The organism is Enterobacter cloacae complex sp. IR5401 (assembly GCF_049238425.1).
Taxonomy (GTDB): domain Bacteria; phylum Pseudomonadota; class Gammaproteobacteria; order Enterobacterales; family Enterobacteriaceae; genus Enterobacter; species Enterobacter hormaechei_C.
Map to the genome: position 1 here is coordinate 1 of NZ_JBMKHN010000035.1, position 11744 is coordinate 11744.

Annotated in this window: 7 protein-coding genes and 1 pseudogene; 1 reads left to right on the plus strand and 7 read right to left on the minus strand. The window is 57.8% G+C overall.

The window, feature by feature from the left end; all coding sequences use genetic code 11:
* Window positions 1-223: 223 nt before the first annotated feature.
* Window positions 224-1492 (plus strand): annotated as a pseudogene (gene glpD, locus ACOTX1_RS23495) (glycerol-3-phosphate dehydrogenase); the annotation flags it as partial.
* Window positions 1493-1554: 62 nt separating this feature from the next.
* On the opposite strand, the gene ACOTX1_RS23500 reads toward glpD, so the two are convergent.
* From ACOTX1_RS23500 to glgB, 7 genes are all read right to left on the minus strand, one after another.
* Complete coding sequence (locus ACOTX1_RS23500; RefSeq protein ID WP_008806992.1) at window positions 1555-1854, minus strand: helix-turn-helix domain-containing protein; 300 nt, start codon at window positions 1852-1854, stop codon at window positions 1555-1557.
* Complete coding sequence (locus ACOTX1_RS23505) at window positions 1854-2201, minus strand: type II toxin-antitoxin system RelE/ParE family toxin (protein ID WP_008806991.1); 348 nt, start codon at window positions 2199-2201, stop codon at window positions 1854-1856. The genes ACOTX1_RS23500 and ACOTX1_RS23505 overlap by 1 nt, the downstream gene beginning before the upstream one ends.
* Window positions 2202-2415: 214 nt before the next feature.
* The gene (gene glgP, locus ACOTX1_RS23510) at window positions 2416-4863 is read right to left on the minus strand and encodes a glycogen phosphorylase (RefSeq protein WP_421766881.1); all 2448 of its coding nucleotides are present in this window, start codon (window positions 4861-4863) and stop codon (window positions 2416-2418) included.
* A 17-nt stretch (window positions 4864-4880) separates the two neighbouring features.
* The gene (glgA, locus tag ACOTX1_RS23515; RefSeq protein ID WP_004202133.1) at window positions 4881-6314 is read right to left on the minus strand and encodes a glycogen synthase GlgA; all 1434 of its coding nucleotides are present in this window, start codon (window positions 6312-6314) and stop codon (window positions 4881-4883) included.
* Window positions 6314-7609, minus strand: a complete 1296-nt coding sequence (gene glgC / locus ACOTX1_RS23520) for a glucose-1-phosphate adenylyltransferase (RefSeq protein ID WP_421766882.1) — start codon at window positions 7607-7609, stop codon at window positions 6314-6316. Before glgC ends, glgA begins: the two co-directional genes overlap by 1 nt.
* Before the next feature lie 80 nt (window positions 7610-7689).
* Window positions 7690-9666, minus strand: a complete 1977-nt coding sequence (gene glgX / locus ACOTX1_RS23525; RefSeq protein ID WP_022066279.1) for a glycogen debranching protein GlgX — start codon at window positions 9664-9666, stop codon at window positions 7690-7692.
* Window positions 9663-11744, minus strand: a 2082-nt coding sequence (gene glgB / locus ACOTX1_RS23530) for a 1,4-alpha-glucan branching enzyme (RefSeq protein ID WP_421766883.1), incomplete at its 5' end; no start/stop codon positions are given. The genes glgB and glgX, both read right to left, overlap by 4 nt.

The window sequence follows — 11744 nt, forward strand, 5'->3', positions numbered from 1 at the left end:
TTATGGTGATCCCCTGGGCGAAATGCGCCTGGTAAGCAGAGTTTTTGAAATGTAAGGCCTTTGAATAAGACAAAAGGCTGCCTCATCGCTAACTTTGCAACAGTGCCCTCGTGGTTAATGTTTATCGAAATTCAAATAGCAAAACAAAAGGATCAATCAGCGATCCTTTTTTTATTTTTATGAATATCAATAAATTACATTCTTAACGTACGTTTTCGTTCCATTGGCCTTCAAACCCCGCTTTCGTCTCCCGCATCGTCCGCATCTGCGTCCGGCATGGATGATCCGTATCGGCTTGTTTATGTACGATCATCTGGGCAAACGCACCAGCCTGCCGGGCTCCACCGGCTTGCGTTTTGGCGCAGAATCGGTACTTAAGCCGGAAATTGTGCGCGGTTTCGAATATTCCGACTGCTGGGTCGACGATGCCCGCCTGGTGCTGGCCAACGCGCAGATGGTTGTCCGCAAAGGCGGCGAAGTGCGGACCCGCACTCGCGCCATCTCGGCAAAACGAGAGAATGGCCTGTGGGTGGTGGAAGCGGAAGATATCGATAGCGGCGAGAAGTTTACCTGGAAGGCGCGCGGTCTGGTCAATGCCACCGGTCCATGGGTCAAACAGTTCTTCGACGAAGGGATGCATCTGCGCTCGCCTTACGGTATCCGCCTGATCAAGGGCAGCCACATCGTGGTGCCGCGAGTGCATACTCAGAAGCAGGCCTATATTCTGCAAAACGAAGATAAACGTATTGTGTTTGTTATCCCGTGGATGGATGAGTTCTCCATCATCGGCACGACGGACGTCGAGTATAAGGGCGATCCGAAAGCGGTAGCCATTGATGATAAAGAGATTAATTACCTGCTGAACGTCTATAACGCGCACTTTAAAAAGACTCTCAGCCGGGACGATATCGTCTGGACCTACTCCGGCGTCCGTCCGCTGTGTGATGACGAGTCGGATTCGCCGCAGGCGATCACCCGCGACTACACGCTGGATATTCACGATGAGAACGGCCAGGCGCCGCTGCTCTCCGTCTTCGGCGGGAAGCTGACCACCTATCGCAAGCTGGCCGAGCATGCGCTGGAAAAACTGACTCCCTATTACAAAGGGATCGGCCCGGCATGGACCAAAACCGCGGTGCTCCCCGGCGGCGATATCGGCGGCGACCGCGACGACTATGCAGCAAAACTACGCCGTCGCTTCCCGTTCATCAGCGAATCACTGGCCCGCCATTATGCCCGCACCTACGGGAGCAACAGCGAGTGGATCCTGAAGGAAGCCAGCGCCCTGAGCGATCTGGGGGAAGATTTCGGCCATGAGTTTTATGAAGCCGAGCTGAAATATCTGGTTGAGCACGAATGGGTGCGCAGCCTGGATGACGCCATCTGGCGTCGTACCAAACAGGGCATGTGGCTGAATGCCGAGCAGCAAGCGCGCATCAGCGAATGGCTGGCGCAGCATGCGGGAAAGTCTGAACTGTCGTTAGCGTCCTGACATCGCGCGGCGCCAGGAGAGAAATACCCGGGCTATGGCTTGCGCTTGGCCCGGATACCTGTTCACAAATTAAACGAGACTTTTTTTCCAGTCGGCAACGTGACATTTATACTGAGTTCTCCCCCCAATGCCGCAATGTAGCGTTTTAGGGTCGAAAGCCGCGGATCGTTATCAGCCTGTTCCATTTTAGCGATCGTTGGCTGCTTTACCCCCATAGCCGCAGCCATCTCTGTTTGCGACATTTGCAACTCTTCTCGAAGCAAGTTTAAAGCGACAGACTGGCGTATCTCTGCCGCTTTCGCTGCAATACGCTGCTGGCTTTCAGGACTCTGTTTCGCCATGAGTTCTTTTAGCGTGGCCATTATCGCTCCTTAGTCAGGTGTTGGCTGAATTCTCTGTCAGCCAGAGTAATCATCTCTTTGTAAAAACGTTTCTCATTCATGCCATCCTTATTGCCCGCACATAAAACGATAGCTTTCCGCAGAGGATCAAAAGCAAAAAAGGCGCGGATGGGGAGCCCATGATGCTGAACCCGGAGTTCTTTCATATTCTGAAACGTTGAATCTTTCACCGTATCAACATACGGGCGCCCAAGCTGCGGACCAAACTCAGACAAGATGAGCATCGTGGCCAACATATCCTCTTTTAAAGCTCTACTTTGTAATTCGAACCAGGCATCAAACGTATCCGTCGTTTCTACATCCCACATAGGCGATCCCTCATAGCCTAAAGGCTATCATCCATATTATAGCCATTAGGCTATGAACGTAAACTTATTGAGCATTTATCGTACTGCTGGCGAATTCACGTCAATAGTATATTCCCGCAATAGCCTGAATCCTCCCCGGCACTTTTCCGAATAAAACGTTCTCCGCACAGACAGAAACGGGGCCAAATGGCCCCGTTGAGTTGCATTGACTGGCTTACAGCCTTACCGGGTCGATATGCCAGATATATTTCGCGTACTCCTGGATCGTCCGGTCAGAGGAGAAGTAGCCCATGTTGGCAATATTCAGCATCGCTTTATAGGCCCACTCTTCCGGATGTTGATACAGCTCGTCGACGCGATCCTGACAGTCCACATAGCTGCGATAGTCCGCCAGCACCTGGTAGTGGTCGCCAAAGTTAATCAGCGAATCCAGCAGGTCGCGGTAGCGCCCCGGTTCCGCCGGGCTGAACACGCCGGTACCGATCTGCGTCAGCGCCTGGTGAAGCTCTTCATCCTGCTCGTAGTATTCGCGTGGTTTATAGCCGCTGCGACGTAGCTCCTCCACCTCTTCCGCGGTGTTGCCGAAGATAAAGATATTCTCTTCGCCCACGTGCTCCTGCATCTCCACGTTCGCCCCGTCGAGGGTGCCGATAGTCAGCGCTCCGTTAAGGGCAAACTTCATATTGCTGGTGCCGGAAGCTTCAGTGCCTGCGAGGGAGATCTGTTCCGACAGGTCTGCCGCCGGAATAATCAGCTGCGCCAGGCTGACGCTGTAGTTGGGGATAAAGACCACCTTCAGCTTGTCGCCAATCTGCGGATCGTTATTGATCACCGCGGCCACATCGTTGATCAGGTGAATAATATGCTTGGCCATGTAGTAAGCCGAGGCCGCCTTACCGGCGAAAATGTTCACTCGCGGCACCCACTCCGCCTGCGGATCGGCTTTGATCCGGTTATAGCGGGTAATGACGTGCAGCACATTCATCAGCTGGCGTTTGTACTCGTGGATGCGTTTGATCTGCACATCAAACAGCGCCTTCGGATTCACCACCACATTAAGCTGCTGCGCAATATAGCTGGCCAGCCGCTGTTTGTTTTCCAGTTTAGCCTGACGCACCGCCTGATTGACCGTCGGATAGTCGATATGCTGCTTCAGCTCGTCAAGCTGGCTCAGATCGGTCCGCCAGGTGCGGCCGATATGCTCATCCAACACTTTCGACAACGGCGGGTTGGCCAGCGCCAGCCAGCGGCGCGGCGTGACGCCGTTGGTGACGTTGGTAAAGCGCATCGGGAAGATTTTAGCGAATTCGGCAAACAGCGACTCCACCATCAGCCGCGAATGCAGCTCCGACACGCCGTTGACCTTGTGGCTGACCACCACCGCCAGCCAGGCCATCCGCACGCGACGGCCGTTGGACTCGTCGATAATCGAGGTTCGGCTGAGCAGCGCGGTATCATTGGGATACTGCTCCTGCAGGGTCTTGAGGAAGTAATCGTTAATCTCGAAGATAATCTGCAGATGGCGCGGCAGAATTTTGCCCAGCATATCCACCGGCCAGGTCTCAAGCGCCTCGCTCATCAGCGTATGGTTGGTATAGGAGAAGACCTGACAGGTCACCTCGAACGCCTCGTCCCAGCTGAATTTATGTTCGTCGATAAGCAGGCGCATCAGCTCCGGTATTGACAGCACCGGGTGGGTGTCATTGAGGTGAATGGCAATCTTGTCCGCCAGGTTGTCAAAGGTCTTATGCAACATGTAATGGCGGCTCAAAATATCCTGTACCGTCGCCGACACGAGGAAATACTCCTGGCGCAGACGCAGCTCGCGTCCGGAGTAGGTCGAGTCATCCGGATAGAGCACGCGGGAGACGTTTTCGGAGTGGTTTTTATCCTCTACCGCAGCGAAGTAGTCGCCCTGGTTGAATTTACCAAGGTTAATTTCGCTACTGGCCTGCGCGCTCCACAGACGCAGCGTGTTGGTGGCGTCGGTGTCAAAGCCGGGGATGATCTGGTCGTAGGCTTCCGCAATAATCTCTTCCGTCTCAATCCAGCGGGTTTTCTTTCCTTCCTGCTGAATGCGGCCGCCGAAACGCACTTTGTAGCGGGTGTTGTGGCGCTCAAACTCCCACGGGTTACCGTACTCCAGCCAGTAGTCAGGGGACTCTTTTTGTCGGCCATCGACGATATTCTGTTTAAACATCCCGTAGTCGTAGCGGATCCCGTAACCGCGTCCCGGCAGACCCAGCGCCGCCAGGGAATCCAGGAAGCAGGCCGCCAGACGGCCCAGACCGCCGTTGCCAAGACCGGGGTCATTCTCTTCATCGATCAGCTCTTCCAGATCGAGCCCCATCTCCGCCAGTGCGCTGCTCACATCGTCATAAATGCCCAGCGACAGCAGCGCGTTAGAGAGGGTACGGCCAATCAGGAACTCCATCGACAGATAGTATACCTGGCGCACTTCCTGCGAGAGCTGCGCGCGGTTGGAGCGCAGCCAGCGCTCCACCATGAGATCGCGGACGGCAAACAGCGTGGCGTTAAGCCATTCATGCTTGTTGGCGATGGCCGGATCTTTACCGATGATAAACATCAGCTTATAGGCAATAGAGTGCTTTAACGCCTCAACGCTCAGCGTCGGTGATGCATAGCTAAAGGGTACATTCATAACAATGACTCCAGTGGTTACATCAAGCGTTGATAAAGTTCGCGATAGGAGTTCGCGGCAACCTGCCAGCTAAAATCCATATTCATCGCCTGACGCTGCACATAGCGCCAGAGCGACGGGCGCGACCAGAGAACAAAGGCGCGACGGATAGCGCGCAGCAATGACAGCGCATTGCTGTCCTCAAAGACAAACCCTGTCGCCAGACCATCGGCAAGGTTCTCCAGCGAACTGTCAGAGACCGTGTCCGCCAGCCCCCCGGTGCGGCGCACCAGCGGCAGCGTGCCGTACTTCAGACCATACAGCTGAGTTAAGCCGCACGGTTCAAAGCGGCTCGGCACCAGAATGACGTCGGCGCCGCCCATAATGCGATGGGAGAAGGCCTCATGGTAGCCAATCTGCACCCCCACTTTGCCCGGATGTTCGGCGGCGGCGGCGAGGAAACCTTCCTGCAGCACCGGATCGCCGGCGCCCAGCAGCGCCAGCTGGCCGCCCTGCTCAAGCAGACCCGGCAGCGCTTCGAGCACCAGATCCAGCCCTTTCTGGCTGGTCAGGCGGCTGACCACGGCAAACAGCGGCGCTTTGTCATCGACCTTCAGGCCCATCGCAATCTGCAGCTGACGCTTGTTCTCCGCCTTCTCCTCCAGCGTGTCGCGATCGTAGCGCATCGGCAGCAGCAGATCGTTTTGCGGACTCCAGATACCGTCGTCAACGCCGTTGAGGATCCCCGACAGCCGTCCTTCATGATGGCGCTGGCGCAGCAGCCCTTCCATGCCGTAGGCGTATTGCGGTTCGGTGATCTCGCGCGCGTAGGTCGGGCTTACCGCCGTAATATGGTCGGCGTAGTAAAGACCGGCCTTCAGAAACGAGATCTGACCGTTAAACTCGAGGCCATGCATGTTGTAAAACGACCACGGCAGCTCGATATCATTCATATGCCAGGAGTAAAACATCCCCTGGTAGGCCAGGTTGTGCACGGTAAAGACCGATTTAGCCGGGCGTCCGCGCGCCGCCAGGTAGGCCGGCGTCAGGCCGGCGTGCCAGTCATGGGCATGCACCACATCCGGGCGCCAGAACGGATCCAGTCCGCTAGCCATTTCGCTTCCCACCCAGCCCAGCAGCGCAAAGCGCAGGACGTTGTCGGTATAAGCGTGCTGGTTGGTATCGTGGTATGGGCTCCCCGGCCGGTCATAGAGATGCGGGGCATCTATCAGGTAGATCCCCACGCCGTTAAAGTGGCCGTACAGCAGCGTGATCCGCCCGGCGAAGGTATCGCGGCGGGTTACCACCTGGGCATCCACCACGCCGCGGCGGATATCGGGAAACGCCGGCAACAGCACGCGGGTGTCGATACCCTCCGCAATTTGCGCCGCCGGCAGTGCGCCGATGACGTCCGCCAGACCGCCCGTCTTTAACAGCGGGAACATCTCAGAACATACATGTAAGACCTGCATTAGCGCTCCTGTTTGTGCCCCAATTTCCGCAGCATGTCGCGGGTCACCAGCACGATACCTTCCTCTGAGCGATAGAAGCGGCGTGCATCCTCTTCCGCGTTCTCACCAATCACCATACCTTCCGGGATGACGCAGGCGCGGTCAATCACGCAGCGACGCAGGCGGCATGAGCGCCCCACCCAGACATCTGGCAACAAGACTGCCGAATCAATGTTACAGAATGAGTTCACCCGCACGCGCGGGAACAGCACCGACTGCACCACCACCGACCCGGAGATAATGCAGCCGCCGGAAACCAGCGAGTTCAGGGTCATGCCGTGGCTACCGGAGCGGTCCTGGACGAACTTCGCCGGCGGCAGCGATTCCATATGGGTGCGGATCGGCCAGTTCTGGTCGTACATATCCAGTTCCGGCGTGACTGACGCCAGATCGAGGTTGGCCTTCCAGTAGGCCTCCAGCGTTCCCACATCGCGCCAGTACGGCTCAGCGTTCGGGTCAGACTGCACGCAGGAGAGCGGGAAAGGATGTGCATAAGCCATGCCAGCTTCGGTGATCTTCGGAATGATATCTTTGCCGAAATCGTGGCTGGAGTTTTCGTTGCGATCGTCTTCTTCCAGCAGCTCATAAAGATAGGCGGCGTCAAAGATATAAATGCCCATACTGGCCAGTGATTTGGTCGGGTCGGTTGGCATCGCCGGGGGGTTAGCGGGTTTCTCGACGAACTCAATGATTTTTTCGTTTTCATCGACCGCCATGACGCCGAAGGCGGATGCCTCTTCAATGGGCACCGGCATGCAGGCCACGGTGCAACGCGCCCCTTTTTCGACATGGTCAATCAGCATGCGCGAGTAATCCTGCTTATAAATATGATCGCCCGCGAGGATCACCACGTACTCCGCTTTGTAGCGGCGGATGATGTCCAGGTTCTGCGTCACTGCGTCCGCCGTGCCGCGATACCAGTTTTCGCCGTGCACGCGCTGCTGGGCTGGCAGCAGATCGACAAACTCATTCATCTCTTCGCTGAAGAACGACCAGCCGCGCTGGATATACTGCACCAGCGTGTGCGACTGATACTGGGTGATGACGCCGATACGGCGGATCCCTGAGTTAATGCAGTTAGATAATGCGAAATCGATAATACGGAACTTGCCGCCGAAGTGAACGGCAGGTTTCGCACGCTTAATGGTGAGATCCTTGAGCCGGGTGCCACGCCCGCCCGCGAGGATCAACGCCACGGATTTGATGGGTAATTGACGCGCCAGCATCAGCGGATCGTTTTTTTCAAGCCTAACCATGATTAACTCCTTTTTACACCCCAGCTTTCCTTCTCATCCCGCCGCGCCGCCGCCACGAGTTCAACCGGAAGCTTCAGGGATTACGACCTTTGAAATACGCACACTCCGTGCGCGGGCCCATGCCAGACAGCCATGATGACCGGATTATCCTCTCCGGCGAAGGGAGGAACGGCGCGCCATTCCCCCTCAGGTAAAACCATATCGACCACCTCTGCGGTGGCGTTCAGCGTGAGCAGCCAGCGATCAGACAACTGGATCTGCATACACGCTGCGCCCTGCTGCCACTCCCCGGCAGTCAGCGGCTGGGCGTTGCGATTAAGCCAGCGGACATTGCCATCGCCCTCCTGCCACCAGCGGTTGCGGGTGAGCGCTGGAATGCGACGGCGCAGGTGGATCAGCGCCGCGGTAAACGCGGTTAATCCCGGGTTCGCCTGACGCCAGTCCAGCCAGGTCAACGCGTTATCCTGGCAGTAGGCATTATTGTTGCCGTGCTGGCTGTGGCCCTGCTCATCGCCCGCCAGCAGCATTGGCGTCCCCTGAGCCAGCAGCAGCGTCGTCAATAGCGCATGCACGCTGGCACGCCGCCGTTCAATCACCGCAAGATTGGCGTCTAATCCCTCTATACCATGATTGTTGCTGTAGTTATTGTTAGTCCCATCGCGATTCTCCTCCCCGTTTGCCTCATTGTGTTTCTGATTGAAACAGACGCAGTCGCGGAGCGTGAAGCCATCGTGGGCCGTCACCAGGTTCACCGTCGCCGATGGCCGTTTGCCATCGCGAGCAAAGAGATCGCTGGAGGCCGCGAAGCGTTGCGCAAAGTCACCGAGGGAGACGTTTTGCTGCAGCCAGAAACGACGGGAAATATCGCGAAAATGGTCATTCCATTCGGCGAACAGCGGTGGAAAATTAGCCACCTGATAGCCGCCCGGGCCGATATCCCAGGGTTCCGCAATCAGTTTCACCTGCGACAGCACGCTGTCGCGGCGGATAGCCTCGAACAGCGGCGCATCCTGGCGGAATTCCGGCGTCCGCCCCATCACTGAGGCGAGGTCGAAGCGAAAGCCGTCAACATGGCACTCATCCACCCAGAAGCGCAAACATTGGCGCGCCCATTCCACCACCCCGGGGTGGCTGAGATTGAGCGTATTACCGCAGCCGGTCCAGTTGTGATAATCGCCATCCTCCCTTACCCAATAATAGCTACGGTTGTCGATTCCGCGCAGGGAGACGGTGGGCCCTTCGAGATCAATTTCCGCGCTATGGTTGAGCACGATATCCAGAATCACCTCGATGCCGGCGGCATGAAGCGCCTTAACCGCATCACGAAACTCATCGAGGGCACGCGCGGGATCGCTGGCATAGCGCGGATCCAGCGCGAACCATGCCAGCGGGTTGTAGCCCCAGTAGTTGCTCAAGCCCATCCGCTGCAGTCGCGGCTCGCTGGCGAACTGCGCTACCGGCAACAGCTCGAGGGCGCTGATGCCCAGCGATTTGAAGTAAGCGATCATCACCGGGTGGCCCAGCGCCTTATAAGTTCCGCGAATGGCTTCCGGCAGCTGCGGGTGCAACAGGGTGAGCCCTTTCACGTGCGCTTCATAAATCACCGTTTCCCCCCACGGGGTACGCGGCGGCTTATCGCCCCGCCAGTCGTAATGCAGATCCACCACTTGCGATTTTGGCGCGATTGCGGCGCTGTCGCGATGATCCGGCTCCCACATTCCACCATGCAGGCGTTCGTCATCCGGCAGATCGCCCTCGACCCGATACGCGCAGGGATCGAGCAGCAGCTTCGCCGGGTTAAAGCGGTGCCCCTGCGCCGGGTCCCAGGGACCATGCACCCGATAGCCGTAGCGCAGGCCCGGCCCGGCAGCGTCCAGCCAGCCGTGCCAGATGTCGCCGCTGCGCGCCGGGAGATCGACGCGTTGCTCGTTGCCCTGCTCGTCGAATACGCACAGCTCCACCCGCTCCGCATGGGCGGAGAAGAGGGCGAAATTCACGCCCTTGCCGTCATAGCTGGCGCCCAACGGCGCAGGTTTGCCTGCCGCCAGTGAGGTCATTGCGCCTCCCGGACCAGCCAGATCGTCGCCAGCGGAGGCAGGGTCAACGATAGCGAGTGTTCGCGGCCATGGCTGGCGATCGCGTCGCTCTCCACCACACCGCCGTTACCCTGGTTGCTGCCGTGATAGTGCATGGAGTCGGTATTCAACGCCTCGCGCCAGCGTCCCGGCTGGTTAATGCCGAAGCGGTAGTCATGGCGAGGCACCGGCGTGAAGTTGCTGGCGACGATAATCTCATTCCCGGCCCGGTCGCGGCGCACAAAGACAAACACCGAACGCTCATGGTCGTCGACCACCAGCCATTCGAAACCGTAGGGGTCAAAATCCAGCTCGTGCAGCGCTTTATGGTGACGGTAGGTATGGTTCAGGTCACGCACCAGTCGCTGGACGCCATGGTGCCAGTTGTCGCCGCCCTCCAGCAGATGCCAGTCGAGGCTGCCGTCGTGGTTCCACTCGCGGCCTTGAGCGAACTCATTGCCCATAAACAGCAGTTTTTTACCCGGGAAGGCGAACAGCCAGCCGTAGTAGGCGCGCAGGTTGGCAAACTTCTGCCAGGCATCCCCCGGCATGCGGTCGAGAATCGATTTTTTGCCGTGCACCACTTCATCGTGGGAGAGCGGCAGCACAAAATTTTCGGTGTAGTTGTAGAGCATGCCGAAGGTCATTTTGTCATGATGGTAGCGGCGATGCACCGGATCGAGCTTCATGTAATCCAGGGTGTCGTGCATCCAGCCGAGGTTCCATTTGAACCAGAAACCGAGGCCGCCGCCGGCTGGCGGACGGGTCACCCCGGCAAAATCGGTGGACTCTTCCGCCATCGTCACCGCGCCCGGCGTCTGTTCGCCGAGGATGCGGTTGGTGCTGCGCAGAAACTCAATAGCTTCCAGATTTTCCCGGCCGCCGTATTCGTTGGGGATCCACTCACCTGCCTTGCGGCTGTAATCGCGATAGATCATTGAGGCCACCGCGTCGACCCGCAGGGCATCAATACCGAAGCGCTCGATCCAGTACAGCGCGTTACCGACGAGGAAGTTGCTGACTTCGCGGCGACCATAGTTGTAGATCAGGGTATTCCAGTCCTGGTGATACCCCTCGCGTGGATCGCTGTGCTCATACAGCGAAGTACCGTCAAACGAGGCAAGGGCAAAATCATCCGCCGGGAAGTGGCCGGGCACCCAGTCAAGAATGACGTTCAGCCCGGCGGCGTGCGCGGCGTTGATAAAGTAACGGAAATCGTCGCGGGTGCCGAAACGGCGGGTCGGCGCATAGAGCCCGGTGGGTTGATAGCCCCAGCTGCCGTCGAACGGGTGCTCGTTAACCGGCAATAGTTCGAGATGGGTGAAGCCCATCCATTTCGCGTAGGGCACCAGCTGGTCGGCCAGCTCGCGGTAGCTCAGCCAGAAATTATTATCGGTATGACGGCGCCAGGAGCCGAGATGCACTTCATAGATAGAGATCGGGGCATCAAACTGGTTCGCCGCTTTGCGGTCCGCCGGCTGTTCCACTTTGGGCGGCAGGTCGCAGATAAGCGAGGCGCTTTCCGGACGCATTTGCGACTCAAAGGCGTAAGGGTCGGCTTTGACCCGCAGATGGCCGTGGGCGTCAATCAGTTCGAATTTATACAGCTGGCCATTATGCGCGCCGGGAACGAACAGCTCCCAGATCCCGGACTCTTTGCGGAATCGCATCGGGTGGCGTCTGCCATCCCAGTAGTTAAACTGCCCCACCACCGACACGCGGCGGGCATTCGGCGCCCACACCGAGAAACGGGTACCGGTGACGCCGTCCATGGTAGCAGCGTGCGCGCCCAGCGTTTCGTAAGGGCGCAGGTGGGTCCCTTCGGACAGCAGCCAGACATCAAGATCCTGCAACAGCGGACCAAAGCGATAAGGGTCATCAATCAGATTCTGCTGCCCGTGCCAGGTGACGGCCAGCTGATAGCGAAAGGCGTTTTTGCGACGTGGCAGGACGCCGCTGAAGAAACCACGCGAGTCGAGGCATTCGAGCTTGCCGACTTTGCGTCCGGTTTTCGGTTCAATAACCCACACGTCGGTGGCATCGGGTAATAATGCGCGCAC